This window comes from Enterobacter sp. JS8-1 (assembly GCF_049187015.1).
GTDB classification, from domain to species: Bacteria; Pseudomonadota; Gammaproteobacteria; order Enterobacterales; family Enterobacteriaceae; genus Enterobacter; species Enterobacter mori.
This window is the reverse complement of record NZ_CP185805.1, coordinates 4,159,696-4,176,871: the sequence shown is the minus strand read 5'-3', so window position 1 is coordinate 4,176,871 and position 17,176 is coordinate 4,159,696. Positions and strand designations below refer to the sequence as shown.

16 protein-coding genes are annotated in these 17,176 nt (G+C 59.1%); 10 read left to right on the top strand and 6 right to left on the bottom strand.

All coding sequences use genetic code 11. The features are described from left to right. Positions 1-34 precede the first annotated feature (34 nt). Complete coding sequence (gene lsrR, locus ACOQH0_RS19880) at positions 35-1,003, bottom strand: transcriptional regulator LsrR (protein ID WP_010435856.1); 969 nt, start codon at positions 1,001-1,003, stop codon at positions 35-37. 215 nt (positions 1,004-1,218) lie between these two features. Between lsrR and lsrA the strand changes: the two genes are divergently transcribed. From lsrA to lsrG, 6 genes are read left to right on the top strand one after another with little or no spacing between them, the layout of a single operon-like run. Next, positions 1,219-2,706 (top strand): autoinducer 2 ABC transporter ATP-binding protein LsrA, encoded by a 1,488-nt coding sequence (lsrA, locus tag ACOQH0_RS19875; RefSeq protein WP_421512380.1) that lies wholly within the window; start codon positions 1,219-1,221, stop codon positions 2,704-2,706. After that, complete coding sequence (gene lsrC / locus ACOQH0_RS19870; RefSeq protein ID WP_100166482.1) at positions 2,703-3,734, top strand: autoinducer 2 ABC transporter permease LsrC; 1,032 nt, start codon at positions 2,703-2,705, stop codon at positions 3,732-3,734. Before lsrA ends, lsrC begins: the two co-directional genes overlap by 4 nt. Next, positions 3,735-4,712: an autoinducer 2 ABC transporter permease LsrD gene (lsrD, locus tag ACOQH0_RS19865; protein ID WP_108416165.1), complete on the top strand. Its 978-nt coding sequence runs from the start codon at positions 3,735-3,737 to the stop codon at positions 4,710-4,712. It begins immediately after the preceding gene. Position 4,713: 1 nt separating this feature from the next. Continuing rightward, entirely contained in the window at positions 4,714-5,715 is a 1,002-nt protein-coding gene (gene lsrB, locus ACOQH0_RS19860; RefSeq protein ID WP_042715406.1) for an autoinducer 2 ABC transporter substrate-binding protein LsrB, read from the top strand. 11 nt (positions 5,716-5,726) lie between these two features. Beyond that, a complete protein-coding gene (gene lsrF, locus ACOQH0_RS19855; protein WP_421511072.1) occupies positions 5,727-6,614 on the top strand; it encodes a 3-hydroxy-5-phosphonooxypentane-2,4-dione thiolase in 888 nt (295 codons plus the stop codon). Continuing rightward, positions 6,611-6,904 (top strand): (4S)-4-hydroxy-5-phosphonooxypentane-2,3-dione isomerase, encoded by a 294-nt coding sequence (gene lsrG, locus ACOQH0_RS19850; RefSeq protein WP_010435840.1) that lies wholly within the window; start codon positions 6,611-6,613, stop codon positions 6,902-6,904. The genes lsrF and lsrG overlap by 4 nt, the downstream gene beginning before the upstream one ends. 89 nt (positions 6,905-6,993) lie before the next feature. Here lsrG and ACOQH0_RS19845 read toward each other — a convergent pair whose 3' ends face one another. Together ACOQH0_RS19845 and ACOQH0_RS19840 are read right to left on the bottom strand one after the other, a co-directional pair. Then, positions 6,994-7,842, bottom strand: a complete 849-nt coding sequence (locus ACOQH0_RS19845; RefSeq protein WP_421511071.1) for a dihydrodipicolinate synthase family protein — start codon at positions 7,840-7,842, stop codon at positions 6,994-6,996. Between the two features lie 12 nt (positions 7,843-7,854). Further along, complete coding sequence (locus tag ACOQH0_RS19840) at positions 7,855-8,541, bottom strand: B3/4 domain-containing protein (protein WP_421511070.1); 687 nt, start codon at positions 8,539-8,541, stop codon at positions 7,855-7,857. Positions 8,542-8,583: 42 nt separating this feature from the next. Between ACOQH0_RS19840 and ACOQH0_RS19835 the strand changes: the two genes are divergently transcribed. Then, positions 8,584-9,186, top strand: a complete 603-nt coding sequence (locus ACOQH0_RS19835) for a helix-turn-helix domain-containing protein (protein WP_256458850.1) — start codon at positions 8,584-8,586, stop codon at positions 9,184-9,186. Positions 9,187-9,271: 85 nt separating this feature from the next. Here the strand turns inward: ACOQH0_RS19835 and ygjG are convergent, their stop codons facing one another. Then, positions 9,272-10,651: a putrescine aminotransferase gene (gene ygjG, locus ACOQH0_RS19830; RefSeq protein ID WP_421511069.1), complete on the bottom strand. Its 1,380-nt coding sequence runs from the start codon at positions 10,649-10,651 to the stop codon at positions 9,272-9,274. A 425-nt stretch (positions 10,652-11,076) separates the two neighbouring features. Here ygjG and ACOQH0_RS19825 point away from each other — a divergent pair, with 425 nt between their 5' ends. Both ACOQH0_RS19825 and ACOQH0_RS19820 read left to right on the top strand, forming a co-directional pair. After that, on the top strand, positions 11,077-12,597 hold the full coding sequence (locus tag ACOQH0_RS19825) for a methyl-accepting chemotaxis protein (RefSeq protein ID WP_421511068.1): 1,521 nt from the start codon (positions 11,077-11,079) through the stop codon (positions 12,595-12,597). Between the two features lie 328 nt (positions 12,598-12,925). Then, positions 12,926-14,485, top strand: coding sequence for a methyl-accepting chemotaxis protein (locus ACOQH0_RS19820; protein ID WP_421511067.1), 1,560 nt, complete (start codon positions 12,926-12,928; stop codon positions 14,483-14,485). Here ACOQH0_RS19820 and ACOQH0_RS19815 read toward each other — a convergent pair. Beyond that, positions 14,482-14,976: a PadR family transcriptional regulator gene (locus ACOQH0_RS19815; RefSeq protein WP_010435828.1), complete on the bottom strand. Its 495-nt coding sequence runs from the start codon at positions 14,974-14,976 to the stop codon at positions 14,482-14,484. The genes ACOQH0_RS19820 and ACOQH0_RS19815 overlap by 4 nt on opposite strands. Positions 14,977-15,123: 147 nt before the next feature. Here ACOQH0_RS19815 and ACOQH0_RS19810 point away from each other — a divergent pair, with 147 nt between their 5' ends. Next, positions 15,124-15,888: a siderophore-interacting protein gene (locus tag ACOQH0_RS19810; protein WP_421511066.1), complete on the top strand. Its 765-nt coding sequence runs from the start codon at positions 15,124-15,126 to the stop codon at positions 15,886-15,888. Here the strand turns inward: ACOQH0_RS19810 and ACOQH0_RS19805 are convergent, their stop codons facing one another. Further along, entirely contained in the window at positions 15,889-17,058 is a 1,170-nt protein-coding gene (locus ACOQH0_RS19805) for a DNA repair protein (RefSeq protein ID WP_421511065.1), read from the bottom strand. Positions 17,059-17,176 lie beyond the last annotated feature (118 nt).

Below are 17,176 nucleotides of genomic sequence, written 5' to 3'. Positions count from 1 at the left end.
GAGCTTGCCTCGTTGTTAGCGCAGGGCAACCCCGTTACGTCAGGGCCAGCACCGCGCGGGCTGTCGTCTCCTCCGTCACCAGGCCATTGATACGGCGGCCCTTCAGTGCGGCATAAATCGCATCGGCTTTCTCTTCTCCTCCGGCCACGCCGACGATGGTGGGCAGCTGCGCCAGTTCATCGAGCGTGACGCCCAGCAGTTCTTTGTGGATCTCCAGCTCTTCAACGCACTCGCCCTCGGCATTGAGGAAATAGCCGAGAATGTCGCCGACCGCCCCTTTGCGGGCGTACATCAGCTGTTCACCTTCGCTGATATAGCCGGAGCGCAGTATCGTGGCATCGCGTCGCTGGTTCACCGAACCAATCCCGACCACCGCCACGTCGGCAGCGGTGGCGGCGAGGATCACGTCCCGCACGCTGGTTTCACGCTTTAAGATCCCGGCCACCTCGGCAGATGACACGCGAAGCGGGGCGGGGATCATGCTGACGCTGCAGGCCGCGTCCAGCTGGCCGATACCGGTCATATACGGCCCCACGCCGCCGGAGAGCGTCACCAGGCGGATCTGCTGCGAGCTGATAAAGCCGCTCAGGTGCTGCAGGCTGCTCATGGTGGTTTCACCAAACCCCACCGCCAGCAGCTGGCCGGGCTCCAGCACGCCCATCAGCGACTGCGCCGCGCCAATGCCTAACCGCACGTTCATCGGCGGGGTATTCAGGGCGGGCATCACGCGCACCAGCTTCAGGCCAAAGCGCTGCTGGAGCTCGGTTTCCAGCGCCAGGCAGCCCTCGTAGCGGGAGTTGATCTGCACGCGGATCACCCCGGACTGACGGCCCTTCTCTAGCAGGCGGGAGATCTTCAGGCGCGGCAGCCCGAGTCGCTCGCCGATGTCGTTTTGGGTCAGCCCGTCGTGGTAGTAGCACCAGGCCACGCGCGCCACCAGCTCTTCTTCCGCCAGTGCCAGCCCGGCAAAACGTCCTTCTTCCGCAGTGCGTTTATCGCTCATAGTTGAACTCTTATAAAAATTTAGATCATATGTTCGTGATGGCGCGAAGGGAAAATGTGAGCCACGCGACAAAACGGATCTTTTAGATCGTTTCTGGTTTATCTGTATCTCAATCGATAAAACTGTGATCCCTGCACGGTTGTAAATATAGTTCACCGTCTACGCTTTTGAACATTATTAAATTTAAAAATCATTTGTTCAATAGCGGAGCGATGATGACACCACTTCTCGACGCGCGAAATATCAGCAAGCAGTTCTCAGGGGTGCCGGTTCTGAAAGGCATTGATTTCACGCTGCTTGCGGGCCAGGTGCACGCCCTGATGGGCGGGAACGGCGCGGGAAAATCGACGCTGATGAAGATCATCGCCGGGGTGGAAACGCCGGACAGCGGTGAACTTTCTGTCGAGGGGCAGTCATATGCGCGGCTCACGCCCGTGCAGGCGCACAGGTTAGGCATTTACCTGGTGCCGCAGGAGCCGCTGCTGTTCCCCAACCTGACGGTGCGGGAAAACATCCTGTTCCGCCTGCCGCGCGAACGCGATCGGGAAACGCGGCTGGCGGAGAAACTCCAGCAGCTGCAGTGCCCGCTTAACCTCGACGCCGCCGCCAGCACCCTGGAAGTGGCGGATCAGCAGATGGTGGAGATCCTGCGCGGCCTGATGCGCAACGCCAGGATCCTGATCCTCGACGAACCCACGGCCTCCCTCACGCCGGGCGAAACCGAGCGGCTGTTTCGCCAGATCCGCGCCCTGCAGACACTCGGCGTCGGGATTGTTTTTATCTCGCATAAGCTGCCGGAAATTCGCCAGTTGGCGAGCCACGTCTCGGTGATGCGCGACGGTGCGGTCGTGCTGAGCGGCGAAACCGCGCAGTTTGACGACAGCGCCCTGATCGCCGCCATGACGCCGGTAAGCCGCGATAAATCTCTCAGCGATACGCAGAAGCTGTGGCTGGCGCTGCCGGGCAACCGCCGCACCCAGCCGCAGGATTTCCCGGTGCTGCGGGTGGACGAGCTCACCGGGGAGGGGTTTATCGATCTCAGTCTTGAGATCTACGCCGGGGAGATCGTCGGCCTGGCCGGGCTGGTGGGATCCGGGCGCACCGAGTTTGCGGAAACGCTCTACGGTCTGCGGCCCGTGCGCGGCGGCCGCGTCTGGCTGGAGAACCAGGAGATTACCGGCGATCCGGTAAGTTCACGCCTGGAAAAAGGGCTGGTCTACCTGCCGGAAGACAGGCTGGTGTCCGGCCTGTTCCTCGACGCGCCAATCCGCTGGAACACCGTGGCGCTGAACGAGCCGTCTCTCTGGCAGCAGCGCAAGCGGGAGTCTGCGGTGGTGGAGCGTTACCATCGGGCGCTGGGGATCAAGCTTAACCATGCGGATCAAACCGTACGCACGCTCTCCGGCGGCAACCAGCAGAAGGTGCTGCTGGCGCGCTGCCTGGAGGCCAACCCTTTACTGCTGATCGTCGATGAACCGACGCGCGGGGTGGACGTCTCGGCGCGCGCCGACATCTACCAGCTGATAAAAAGCGTGGCGGCGCAGAACGTGGCGGTGCTGATGATCTCAAGCGATCTCGACGAGTTCCCGGGCCTTGCGGACCGGGTGCTGGTGATGCATCAGGGCGTGCTCAGCGGCGAGCTGCCGCGTCACGCCGTCAGCATCGACAAGATGATGGCGCTGGCGTTCGGAGGGCAATCATGAAGACCTTACTCAAAAACCGCGAGCTGAGCGCGTTTCTCGCCATTCTGGCGCTGTTCGCCGTGCTGGTGGCGCTGAACCCGTCTTACTTCAGCCTGCAGACGCTGGGGATGATCTTCGCCAGCGCGCAGATCCTGATCCTGCTGGCCATCGGTGCCGCGCTTGTGATGCTGACCCGCAATATCGACGTGTCCGTTGGCTCCACCGTGGGGCTGTCCGCCATCGCCGTGGGTGTGGCGCTGAACAGCGGCTACAGCCTGCCGGTTTCCATTCTCTTCGCGCTGTCGACTGGCGCGCTGGCCGGGGCGTTCAACGGGTTTCTGGTGGTGGGGCTGCGCATTCCGGCGATTGTCGCCACCCTCGGCACGCTGGGGTTGTACCGCGGGGCGATGCTGCTCTGGACGGGCGGGAAGTGGATTGAAGGACTACCGCCAGCGCTGAAATCCCTCTCTGAGCCTGCCGCCATCGGCATATCGCCGCTCGGCATGCTGGTATTAATTATCGCCGTCGTTGGCGCATGGACGCTGTCGCGTACCGCGTTCGGGCGTGATTTCTACGCGGTGGGGGATAACCTCGCCGCCGCGCGCCAGCTGGGCGTGGCGGTGAACCGCACCCGCATGATTGCCTTTACCCTGAACGGCATGCTGGCCGCCTGCGCCGGAATTGTCTTTGCCGCGCAGATTGGCTTTGTGCCGAACCAGACCGGCAGCGGGCTGGAGATGAAGGCCATCGCCGCCTGCGTGCTCGGCGGCATTTCGCTGCTGGGCGGCACGGGCACGCTGGTGGGCGCGCTGCTCGGCGCCTTCTTCCTGACGCAAATCGATACCGTGCTGGTGCTGTTCAGGCTCCCGGCGTGGTGGAACGACTTTATCGCCGGGCTGGTGCTGCTGGGCGTGCTGGTGCTCGACGGGCGCCTGCGCCAGGCGCTGGCGCGCCACCAGCGGGCGCTGAAGTATGGCCGCTTCCAGCCGGGCAACAGAGGGGGAAAGCACGTCACCCCTTTTCCAAAACGCAAAAAAGAGGTGGCGTAAATGAGGCTTAACTGGGAAAGCGCGCTGCTCATTTTACTGGTGCTGGAGATCCTGCTCTTTGGCGCCATCAACCCGCGCATGCTTGATATCAACATGCTGCTGTTCAGCACCAGCGACTTCATTTGTATTGGCATTGTGGCGCTGCCGCTCACGCTGGTGATTATCAGCGGCGGGATCGACATCTCCCTCGGCTCGACCATCGGCCTGTGTGCCATTGCGCTGGGCGTCATGATGCAGGCGGGGTGGCCGATGGCGTTCGCCGTTCCATTGACGCTGCTGCTCGGCCTGCTGTGCGGATTATTTAATGCCGCGCTTATTCACTATACCGGCATCAGCCCGTTGGTTATCACTCTCGGCACCCTCTATCTCTACGGCGGCGGCGCGCTGCTGCTCTCCGGCATGGCGGGGGCGACGGGCTACGAGGGCATCGGCGGATTCCCGGACAGCTTCACCGCGTTCGCTAACCTCACGGTGTTGGGCTTGCCGATCCCGCTGGTGCTGTTCGCGGTGATTACGTTTTTCTTCTGGCTGATTACCCATCGCGGGCGCTTTGGTCGTCACCTGTTTTTAATCGGCCAGAATCCTCGCGCGGCGCGCTATGCGGCGCTGTCGGTGAACGGCATGCCCTATGCGCTGTACGGCCTGGTGGGCGTGGCCTCGGCGGTTGCCGCGCTGGTGATGGTCTCCTATTTCGGCTCCGCGCGTTCGGATCTGGGGCGCGATTTACTGATGCCAGCGCTCACTGCCGCCGTGCTCGGTGGGGCCAATATCTACGGCGGGTCAGGTTCGGTTGTCGGTACGGCGCTGGCGGCGCTGCTGGTGGGCTACCTGCAGCAGGGTTTACAGATGGTCGGCATACCTAACCAGGTGTCGAGCGCGCTGTCAGGGGCGCTGCTGGTTGTGGTGGTGATGGGACGTTCGCTGAGTCTGCACCGTGAATGGGTGCGATCTCTCTTTAGAAAACTATCCGGAGCGTAAGATGAAAACAAAACTGTTCGTCCTGGCAATGGCCCTCAGCTTCGCCTCGGCGCAGGCGGCGGACCGCATTGCCTTTATCCCGAAGCTGGTGGGCGTGGGCTTCTTCACCAGCGGCGGCAACGGCGCGAAAGAGGCGGGGAAAGATCTCGGCGTGGACGTCACCTACGACGGCCCAACCGAGCCGAGCGTCTCCGGCCAGGTGCAGCTCATCAATAACTTCGTCAACCAGGGCTATAACGCCATTATCGTCTCCGCCGTGTCGCCGGACGGCCTCTGCCCGGCGCTGAAGCGCGCGATGCAGCGCGGGGTCAAGGTGCTGACCTGGGATTCCGACACCAAACCGGAGTGCCGCAGCATCTATATCAACCAGGGAACGCCGGAGCAGCTCGGCGGCCTGCTGGTGGAGATGGCGGGCAAACAGGTCACCAAACCGAACGCTAAAGTGGCGTTCTTCTACTCCAGCCCGACCGTTACCGACCAGAACCAGTGGGTGAAAGAGGCGAAGGCCAAAATCGAGAAAGATCATCCTCAGTGGCAGGTCGTCACCACCCAGTTTGGCTATAACGATGCCACCAAATCTCTGCAAACCGCCGAAGGGATCTTAAAAGCGTATCCGGATCTGGATGCGATCATCGCCCCGGACGCCAACGCGCTGCCAGCAGCGGCGCAGGCGGCGGAAAACCTGAAGCGCGAAGGGGTGGCGATTGTCGGTTTCAGCACGCCGAACGTGATGCGTCCGTACGTTGAGCGCGGCACGGTAAAAGCCTTCGGCCTGTGGGATGTCGTACAACAGGGCAAAATTGCAGTCAATGTCGCCGATCGCCTGCTGAAAAAAGGCGATCTTAACGTCGGCGACAGCGTGGACGTAAAAGACATCGGCGCGCTGAAGGTCGAGCCGAACAGCGTGCAGGGCTACCAGTATGAGGCGAAGGGCAACGGCATCGTGCTGCTGCCGGAGCGCGTGGTGTTCACCAAAGAGAACATCAGCAAATACGATTTCTGACGGGGGAGCAAATGGCTGATTTAGACGACATCAAAGACGGCAAAGATTTTGGCATCGGCACGCCGCAGCAGAATGTGCCTTACACCCTGAAGGGCTGCGGCTCGCTGGACTGGGGTATGCAGTCCAGGCTTTCGCGCATCTTCAATCCGCAGAGCAACCGTACAGTGATGCTGGCCTTTGACCACGGCTACTTTCAGGGGCCGACCACCGGCCTTGAGCGTATCGATCTCTCCATCGCGCCGCTGTTTGGCGAAACGGACGTGCTGATGTGCACCCGCGGCATCCTCAGGAGCCAGGTACCTGCCGCGACGAACAAACCGGTGGTGCTGCGCGCCTCGGGGGGGAATTCGATTCTTGGCGAGCTGTCGAACGAGTGCGTGGCGGTGGCGATGGAGGACGCGCTGCGCCTGAACGTCTGCGCGGTGGCGGCACAGGTGTATATCGGAAGCCCGTTTGAGCATCAGTCAATCAACAACATCATCAAGCTGGTCGATGCGGGCGCGCGCTACGGCATGCCGACGCTGGCGGTGACGGGTGTGGGTAAAGAGATGGCGCGGGACGCGCGCTATTTCTCGCTGGCCAGCCGCATCGCCGCCGAAATGGGGGCGCAGTTCGTCAAAACCTACTATGTGGACGAGGGCTTTGAAAAAGTGACCGCCAGCTGCCCGGTGCCGATTGTGATCGCCGGAGGCAAAAAGCTGCCGGAGCACGAGGCGCTGGAGATGTGCTGGCGCGCGATTGACCAGGGCGCATCCGGCGTGGACATGGGACGCAACATCTTCCAGTCCAGCGCGCCGCTCGCCATGCTGAAGGCGGTGAAGAAAGTGGTGCACGAGAACATGAGCGCCCGGGACGCGTTCCAGTTCTGGCAGGAAGAGAAACAGGGAGAAGCAAAATGAATGTGACGTTAGTGGAGATCAACATCAAACCCGAGCGGGTGGACGAGTTTCTGGACGTGTTTCGCGCCAACCACGAGGGGGCAATCAAGGAGCCGGGGAATCTGCGCTTTGACGTATTGCAGGACCCGAGGGTGAAAACCCGGTTCTTTATCTACGAGGCCTATAAAGACGAAGAGGCAGTGCTGGCGCATAAGCAAACGCCGCACTATCTGGCGTGCGTGGATAAGCTTGAGGAATTGATGTCGGAGCCGCGTAAGAAACGCAGTTTTGTGGGGTTGTTGCCGGAGTAGCGGCTTTGCCCGGTGGCGCTGCGCTTACCGGGCCTACGGGGCGGGACGGTGCGGTAGGCCGGGTAAGCGTTAGCGCCACCCGGCATTGTTCAGGCCAGCGCCAGATCCGCAAGTATCGCAGCAAGCGCTTCGCGCGGCTCACCCTGAATAGCCTGAAGCGGGAAGGGGAGCGCGGGTGTTTCCACTTTCCCCAGCATTTCTGCCGCTGCCGCTACCACCCGTAAGCTGCCGTAACGGCGGAACAATTCCCAAAGCGGCTCCAGCCGCTCGGATAGTGCCGCCTCTTTCGAACGGGCAATCGCCAGCGCTGTTTGCGGAAACAACCCGCCGACCACCGAGTACCAGACGTCAAACCCCGCATGCAGGGCGGAGGCCGCTCGCCAGTCACCGGCGATGCCCAGCGTGACGGTATCAGGAAGACGAGCGCGTACCTGCGAGAGGTCCTCCGGCACGCGACCAAGCTTAATGGATCCCACATTCGGCAGGGCCGCGACGGCAAATAACAATTCATCGCTAAACGTAAAACTGGTCGTGGCGGGATTATCGTAAATGCATAGCGGTACGGAGAGCTGGCGGGTCACCGTTTCATAGAGAGTAAACACTTCGTCTTCCGTTAATCGCTGGTACGACACGGGTGCCAGCAGCACGCCGGAGACGCCTGCCGCCTGCGCATCGTCAGCCAGGCGCAGAATATCGTCCAGCCGTAATGCGCCAATGCTGACGATGACCGGAATGCCATCAGCATGCGCCACCGCGCAGCGTGCGATCCGGCCACGCTCTTCAACGGTCAGATAGGCATAGCTTCCCGTTGAGCCGAGAATGCCCAGGGAATCCACGCCTGCGTCGACCACGGGGCGCAGAAGATTGATGAAGGACTGCTCGTCAAATGTCCCCTCTTTCAGGGGCGTTAACGGAAAGGCGCTTAATCCGCGAAACATCGTGTTGTCCTCTTATAGTTCCAGCAGTTGAACCTGAGCCTTGGCCCCCGGCATCAGCCGCTGCAGGTTGTTGACCAGCTCTTCTCCCGCTTCTTCCAGTGCCGCAAGCGGCATTGACGGCAGGCTTTCAAGAATAAACCACATAGATTGTGCCTGGCTGTCCAGTCGGGTACGCACCCCCTGTCGCCAGTTCCAGCGGCGGCAGGTGACGCCGAGGTCGTCGCGCCAGATAACCTCGCCAGCACCCGGGTATTCCACCACCGGCTGGCCCTCTTTAAAGGTATCAAACGGCTCGCTGCCGTCGGCCAGCGTCAGGCGAGGCGCACCCGAGTACGCCGCGAGATTTTCCCCGCCCACCGGAATGGCATAGCGAATGCTCACCGCGTTATAGATATCCACCACCGGATCCAGCGACGGCAGCGAACCGTCTTTCAGCACCCGCTTGCGCAGGGCCGCGGCGGAACAGGGCGTGCGTTTCGGTTTCGCGCCAAAGGCTTTAAACACCTCATCCCAGTCTGAAAGGTGTGCGTCAGCCCACGGCACATCGTCATTCAACATCTGCTGGCAGGCCTGCGCCAGCGCGGCGGGCGCAACCTCCGGTTGGGTAATCGGCGCGGCTTCAACCAGAATGCTCAGCGCCCGAAAGCCGGGCGCAATGTCGGCAAGTCGCGAATCTATTGACGGCGTTACGAGAGACATAAATAATCCTGTATTGACTGTTTTATACCATGGTAGTGACCAATGACTGATAAAGTCAATATAATGACTGCGCAGGGTGCCGATGTTGTCCAGGTAAGCCTGGCCGTGGCGAACCGCATCCGCAGCTGGCGCAAAGAGAAAAAGCTGTCGCTGGACGAGCTGTCCCGCCGCGCCAGCGTCAGCAAAGGGATGCTGGTGGAGATCGAAAAGGGCGCAGCCAACCCCAGCATCGCCATTTTGTGCAAGCTGGCCGCCGCGCTCGGCATCTCGGTGGCGGATATCGTCAATGTCTCCAGCGAGCCGCTGGTGCACATTATCGAAGAAGCGGCGATCCCGGTTCTGTGGCAGGGCGCACAGGGCGGTTACGCCAGGCTGCTGGCAGGCACCGCGGGCCCGGACATGATTGAGCTGTGGCAGTGGGAGATGCATCCGGGGGAGTATTTCACCTCGACAGGGCATCCGGCGGGAACCTTTGAGCTGCTGCACGTGAACGAAGGCGTGTTGACGCTGACGGTGGACGAGACGGTTACGCAGCTGAACGCTGGCGCGTCGGCGGTGGCGAAAACCGAAGCGGCGCACGGTTATGCGAACGAAGGGGAGAGCGTACTGCGCTTCACTATGACGGTGGCGGAGTTTCACCGTTAAAAAGCAGCCCGGTGGCGCTACGCTTACCGGGCCTACATATGCAGTATTTTGTCGGCCGGGTAAGCGTAGCGCCACCCGGCGTTGATTACGCCTCTTCCACACTGACCCTGAGCGCTGCCAGCGCTTTGCGCGCCGCTTTCAGCACCTGCTCACACTGCTCAATCGTCAGCGTCAGCGGTGGCTCAATGCGGATGGTTTTCGAGTTGTTGAGCGTCCCGGCCACCAGCACCCGCTGGCGGAACATCTCGCTCGCGAAGCTGTAGCCGATTTCGTTGTCGACAAACTCGATTGCCATAAGCATCCCTTTACCGCGCGCCTCCTGCACAAGGTCCGGATATTCCCGGCCCAACTGGCGGAAGCCGTCCAGCAGCATGTCGCCTTTCTGCTCCGCCTGCGCGGGCAGGTTTTGCTCCAGCAGCACGTTGATGGTCGCCAGCGCCGCCGCACAGGCCAGCGGGTTGCCGCCAAAGGTGGTGGTATGCAGGAACGGGTTGTCGAACAGCACCGAGAACACCTCTTCCGTCGCAACCGTCGCGCCTATTGGCATCACGCCGCCGCCGAGCGCCTTCGCCAGGCACAGGATGTCCGGCTGAACGTTTTCATGCTCGCAGGCAAACATCTTGCCAGTGCGCCCCATGCCGGTTTGCACTTCGTCGAGGATCAGCAGCGCGCCAAACTCATCGCACAGCTGTCGCACGGCGGGCAGATAGCCTTGCGGAGGCAAGATCACGCCGCCTTCACCCTGGATAGGCTCCAGGAGCACCGCTGCCACATCGTCGCCGGTTTTACGGCATTCACTCAGCACGGTGCGCATGGCGTTAATGTCACCGAACGGCACGTGGCGGAAGCCCGGCAGCAGCGGCATAAACGGTTTGCGGAAGGTGGATTTGGCGGTCGCCGACAGTGCGCCCAGGGATTTCCCGTGGAACGCGCCGCTGGTGGCGATAAAGGTAAATTTCCCGCGCGGTGACTGGTACGCTTTGGCGAGTTTAATCGCCGCTTCGACCGATTCCGTGCCGCTGTTGCTAAAGAAGCTGTACTTCAGTTTGCCGGGCGTTAAGGCCGCCAGCGTTTTCGCGAGCATGGCGCGAAGCGGGTCGAGAAGTTCCTGGCTATGGAGAGGTTGTTTCGCAAGTTGATTCTGTACGGCGGAAACCACAACTGGATTACGGTGCCCCACGTTGAAAATACCAAAACCCCCCAGGCAATCGATAAATTCCTGTCCCTGGGTGTCGACAAGCGTGTTCAGACTTCCCGCTTGCCACTCTACGGCTCCGTAATCCCCGCCGGCGGTAACAGATTTGCGATACTCAAGAAAACCAGGATTCACATGCTCTTTAAAGTAATCGATGACCTCTCGGTTAAGTTGTTTCATCTCCTCATGATCGAGCGTTCGCTTCTCAATGAGATTCAGTGCGTGCGCGGTACAGGCAAGAGCCGAGGCGCTGGAAGGTAACCTGTTCAAAATGTGCTCCCGGGGATCGCGTATCACATGATACTGCGTTAAGTATTGCAGGGATTACGCCACTTCAGCGGACTTAACGAAAATCGGGATAAATACCAGGTTAAAATAATGTTGCGCAATATTTAATCATGCCGATACCAGCCTGATGGGATGAAGGCCGGAGGGGAGAGCGCGATGGATGGGGTCAATTGCACCGGAGTGGTGCGAAAGATGCCACTTAAGTGGGCGTTAATAGATCATGCTTTACAGGTAATTTCTCTACGAAAGTATTTTAAATCAATCGATTAGAAAAGCGTACAGAAAGTGCGGTTTACCCGAAATTTGCGATCTCGATCGGATTTAACAACTAAAGATAAATTTGTAACCGCCGAAAAAACAATAAACCACAAAATTAACACTCGAATAACCTGCAAGGAATGCCCGCCATGTCCTCTCCATCCTTTGTCACCCAGAATGAATTCCCTCTGGATAGTGACACCACTCTTATGTCTACCACCGATCTCCAGAGCTACATGACCCATGCCAACGACACCTTTGTGCAGGTAAGTGGCTATACGCTCCAGGAACTGATGGGACAGCCTCACAATATGGTGCGTCACCCCGACATGCCGAAAGCGGCCTTCGCCGACATGTGGTACACGCTGCAACAGGGGGAACCGTGGAGCGGGATTGTCAAAAACCGCCGTAAAAACGGCGACCACTACTGGGTGCGAGCGAACGCCGTGCCGATGGTGCGCCACGGAAAAATGACCGGCTATATGTCGATTCGCACAAAAGCGACGGCTGAAGAGATTGCGACCGTGGAGCCTTTATATAAGGCGCTCAATGAAGGCCGTTGTAAAAAACGTATCCATAAAGGGCTGGTGGTGCGCAAAGGCTGGCTCGGGAAGTTACCGGCTATGCCGCTGCGCTGGCGGGTTCGTAGCGTCATGGCGGCGCTGTTTACGGTGATGGCTGCCACGCTGGCGTTAACCTCTGCGGGGTGGCCATCGCTGGTGGCTGCTGCCGTCGTGATGGTCGTCGGGACGATGCTGTTCGAGCAGCAGATTGTCCGACCGATGGAAAATGTCACGCGTCAGGCGCTGAAGGTCGCGACCGGTGAGCGTAACAGCGTGCAGCACCTGAACCGCAGCGACGAGCTGGGGCTGACGCTGCGCGCGATCGGACAGCTGGGGCTGATGTGTCGCTGGTTAATCAATGATGTTTCAAGCCAGGTGGTGAGCGTGCGCGATGGCAGCGATAAGCTGGCGCAGGGGAATGACGATCTCAACGACCGCACGCGTCAGACCGTCACCAATGTGCAGCAGACCGTGGCGACGATGAATCAAATGGCCGCCTCGGTACAAAGCAACTCAGAAACCGCTGCCGAAGTCGATAAGCTCTCCGTGGCGGCCAGCAACGCGGCGACCAAAGGCGGAAATGCGATGCAGACGGTGGTGAAAACCATGGATGATATTGCTGACAGCACCCAGCGGATTGGCTCGATCACTTCGCTTATCAATGACATCGCTTTCCAGACCAATATTCTGGCGCTGAACGCGGCAGTGGAAGCGGCACGCGCAGGCGAACAGGGCAAAGGCTTTGCGGTCGTGGCCGGTGAGGTTCGTCACCTCGCCAGCCGCAGCGCCAGTGCGGCTAACGATATCCGTAAGCTGATTGACGCCAGCGCCAGTAAGGTACAGTCCGGCTCCGATCAGGTTCACGCGGCAGGCCGCACAATGGATGACATTGTTGAGCAGGTGAAAAACGTCACGCAGCTTATTGCCCAGATTAGCCACGCCACGTCTGAACAGGCTACCGGGCTGTCCGAGTTAACCCGGGCCGTTGCCGAACTGGACAGTATTACCCAGAAAAATGCGGACCTGGTAGAGGAGAGCGCGCAGATCTCCGCCATGGTGAAGCACCGTGCGGGGCGTCTCAAAGATGCCGTGACCGTGCTCCATTGAGCCAGTAATGTTCCAGAAAAGCCGTTTATGCCACCAGGTCTAAACGGCGTTTTAATGTGATTATTTTTAATGTTTATTGTTAATGTGATATTAAATAACTAAAAAAATCCGCTCAGTTATTTATGCCTGCCTAAGTCAGTTTTCCCCGATGCTATTTCAGAAATGCCCTCTCTGGTGGTTACGCAACGATCGATGCGCCAAAATTAATAGACTGTACCTATCCATTGTGATGGTTATGAAATAAAAAAACGATCAAAGTCATAAAGTTAGCGCGTTCGTTACCGATAACGGTGATCGTCTGAGAAATAATCACATCGATGGAGTAAATATGTTCTTACATGACGTAAAGATCGGCACGAAATTATTTCTGGCGTTTGGGTTCTTTATTGTTCTGATGATCGTCAGTGCGAGTGTCTCATTGCTGAGCCTGAATCGGGCGAACAACGGGATGCAGACTATCATTACCCACGATTATCCAACCACGGTAAAAGCCAACCAGCTAATCGACAACTTCCAGGAATTTATAAGCACGCAGCAGCTTATGCTGCTGGACGAGCAGGGCACCTACACGGGGCAATCTCAGCAGCGTCTGAAAGAGATCAGCGAGCACATTACGGTGATCCTGGGCGAGCTGAACAACGCGTTGCAGGATCAGAAGTCTCAGCAGGTGCTGGCGGATATCCGCAGCGTGCGCCAGCAGTATCTGGACTCGCGCTACCGCATTTTACAGGCGGTACAGAACAACAACCGTGCGGGCGCTATCCAGGAGATGATGACCAACACCCTCACCGTGCAGCAGGCTTACAAAGCGAAGGTGCAGGCGCTGATCGCCATCCAAAACAACGAGATGCAGAGCGCGGGCGCGCAGGTGGACGGTGATTTCCGAACCAACCGCATGCTGCTGCTCCTGATCACGCTCTTCAGCGTGGCGGCGGGCAGCCTGATCGGCTGGTTTATCGTACGCTCCATTACCCGTCCGCTGGGCGAGGCGGTGAGCTTTGCAGAAGCCATTGCCGATGGCGATCTGACCGACAGCATTACGTCTCACGGTAAAGACGAAACCGGCCTGTTGTTGCATGCGCTGATGGAGATGAAAACCCGTCTGCTGGAGATTGTGCAGCAGGTGCAAACCGGCTCGGAAAACATCTCCAGCGCCGCCGCGCAGATTGTCGCAGGCAACCAGGATCTGGCCGCGCGCACCGAAGAGCAGGCCAGTTCCGTCGAGCAGACGGCAGCCTCGATGGAGCAGATCACCGCGACGGTGAAAAACACCGCGTCGCACACCGGGGAAGCGACCACCCTCTCTGCCGATGCCGCCACGGTGGTGAAAAACAACGGTGAGATGATGAAACAGGTGACCAGCAAAATGCGCCTGATTAACGAAACATCCAACCGGATGTCCGACATTATCGACCTGATCGACGCCATTGCCTTCCAGACCAATATTCTGGCGCTGAACGCAGCAGTCGAGGCGGCACGTGCGGGAGAGCACGGCCGTGGCTTTGCGGTGGTCGCGGGCGAAGTGCGCCAGCTGGCACAGAAGAGCGCCTCTTCGGCGAGTGAAATCCGCCAGCTGATTGAAAGCTCCACCAGCCAGACTCAGGACGGGATGAACCTGGTGGAAAAAGCCAGCGGGCTGATCAACGGGATGGTCGGCAACGTGGAGGAGATGGACGTGATCCTGCGTGAGATCCGTCAGGCCAGCCATGAGCAGACGGAAGGCATCTCGCAGATCAACAGTGCGATTGGCCTGATTGACGCCACCACCCAGCAGAACTCGGCGCTGGTGGAGGAGTCCGTTGCGGCGGCGGCATCGCTGAACGATCAGGCGATGCACCTGAAAGAGTTGGTAAAAGTGTTCCGCGTCAGCGAGCGCGCGCTCGCTTAATCCAGCTGGGAGATCTCCAGCGCCGCGCGGTCGATCACGCCGACGATCTGCTTGAGCTGCGCGTCGCTGAGCTCTCCCTGATTCACCTTCAGGTCCAGCACCGCTTTGAAGTTTTCCAGCGCCCGCTTCATCTGCGGGTTTTTGCGCAGCTGGAAGCCGACGCTGCGCGCTTTGATGCGCACCTGGATCTGTTCCAGCTGTTCCCGGTTTTCATCCAGCCAGTTTTGTCCTTCAGCGGTTATCGCAATTTTCTTACGACCGCTCTCTTCTTCCGTAATGGTGATAAACGTCTGATCCTGCAGATAATCCAGGGTTGGGTAGATCACGCCCGGGCTCGGCGTGTAGTTCCCCTGCGTCAGGTTCTCGATCTCTTTGATCAGCTCATAACCGTGACTGGCATTGCGGGTCAGAATATCCAGGATCACCAGCCGTAGATCGCCGTGGCCGAAAAAGCGCGGTCGGCGTCCACCGCCTTCATGTTCGTGTCGCATAGTGACTCTCTTAATTTGATATATCTAAACTATATCTTAGATATATTCAGATGCAATCTAAAAGATCTTGCATTCTTGGTTAATAGCAATCATTATCATTAAAAAATCAATTTCGATATATCGTATTCACCTGAGAAGGGCATAAAAATGACATCAACCCGTTACCCTCAACGTGTCCGCAATGACCTGCGCTTTCGCGAGCTGAACGTGCTCCGCGTCGAGCGCGTCAGCGCTGGCTTCCAGCGCGTTGTCCTCGGCGGTGAGGCGCTGGAAGGCTTTAGCTCCCGCGGTTTCGACGACCACACCAAGGTCTTTTTCCCTGCGCCGGGCGCGACCTTTGTTCCGCCCGTTGTCACCGATGAAGGCATCGAGTGGGGCGACGGCGTGCGCCCGCAGGCGCGTGACTATACGCCCCTGTTCGATGAGGAGAAAAATGAGCTGGTGCTGGATTTCTTCGTTCATAATGGCGGCGTTGCCTGCAGCTGGGCGGTAGCGGCCAAACCTGGCGACAAACTCACTATCGGTGGGCCGCGCGGATCGCTGGTGGTGCCGGAAGATTACGCCTGGCAGCTGTACGTGTGCGATGAATCCGGGATGCCCGCGCTGCGCCGCCGTTTAGAAGGCATCGCAAAACTGCCGGTACGCCCGGACGTTCATGCGGTCGTGACCGTGGGTGACGGATCTTATAAGGACTATCTGGCGCACCTGAGTGAATTCAACCTCACCTGGATTGTGGGCCACAACCCGCAGGCGGTGGCCGATCATCTGGCGACGCTGGCCGTGCCCGAAGAGGATTACTTTATCTGGCTGACCGGGGAAGGGAAGGTGGTGAAAAACCTGAGCCGCCAGTTTGAAACCGACGCGATTGACCAACAGCTGGTGCGTGCCAGCGCATACTGGCACGCTAAATAGTCAGGCTGCGGACTCCAGCTGCGCTTCGCTCACCTGATGTTCGAGCGAGGCGCGGACCTCATGCAGCGCCTTCTCCTGCTGGGCAAAGTAGGCTTCCATATTGTTCAGCGACGACACCAGCAGCCAGGATTCTTCTTTCTCCAGCTCCGCCAGCTCGTTCACTAAGGTGTCGATTTGCTCGCGCACCTGCGCCATTTTTTTGCGGATACGCTCCAGATCGTTCAGCCTGTCGCTCGCCATCATTGGCTCAAAGCCCTGCTGCAGGCGTGCCACCAGTGAACGGATCGCTTTCACATCCCCGCGCTGTTTGGCCTGGTTAAGCTGCACCATCATGGTGTTAGCTTCTTCTTTCAGATCGTCTGCCACCAGATCCGGGTGGCACAGCTTGCTCGCCTGACGCCACAGGCGTTTCAGCTCGTTCCGATCCTCTTCCGAGAGATCTTTCCCTTTGCGCAGACGTACTTCGGCATCGTGATGCTGCTCGCGATACTTCTCGTACTCTTCGTTAGCCTCATCGCGCGCCTGGCGCGCGGGCTCTTCTTCACGCGTTAAGCCGCTCTCCAGTTCCAGCGCTTCGGCCAGAAGATTGGCAATCAGGTTGCTTTGCTGCTGCAGCTGTTTACGCGCCTCGGCAGCCTGTACGGAATCGGCCGGGAGATCGCGCCAGCGCTGGGTGAGCGTTGCCAGCACCTCTACCGCCTGCGCCATATAGCGCTGACAGCGGCGATAATCTTCTTCGCGACGACGCGCCTCCGCCTGCTGACGGCGCAGGTTTAACTCCGCCAGCGTTTTACGCAGGGCGAGGATCTGCTGCATCAGCGGCCCGAGACGGGAGAAATAGAGATCGTTGAACTCATCAAGCTGCTGCACGCGGGCGTTGCGGCGGTCAATCAGGTCGCGCAGACGCTCTTCCAGCGCCTTCAGCTCCAGCTTGCTGGCGGCCACCTGCGGGTCACGCCACGGGGTCACGGCGCGCTGGCCCTGCAGCCACGCGGTGATGGCCCTGATAGCTGCGGTGTAGTTCTTATTCTCAAGCGCCATGACGATTGCCTGTAGCTCCTCGTCAAACGCTTCATTTTTCAGCCGCGTCAGCTGGCTCTGGATGATGTCGTCATCTTCCAGTTCGATGGCATTTTTTATGATTTCTAGCCGTTTGATCGGTGTGCTCATGATGCCTTTCGCTTTGGCGCTTAAGTATTTGAGTTAAGGTTAGTTGTTGTAAACGCTACAGGAAATAATACACACGGATGATGATCGGCGCGACAGGGGATTTCTTTAATCTTGCTTC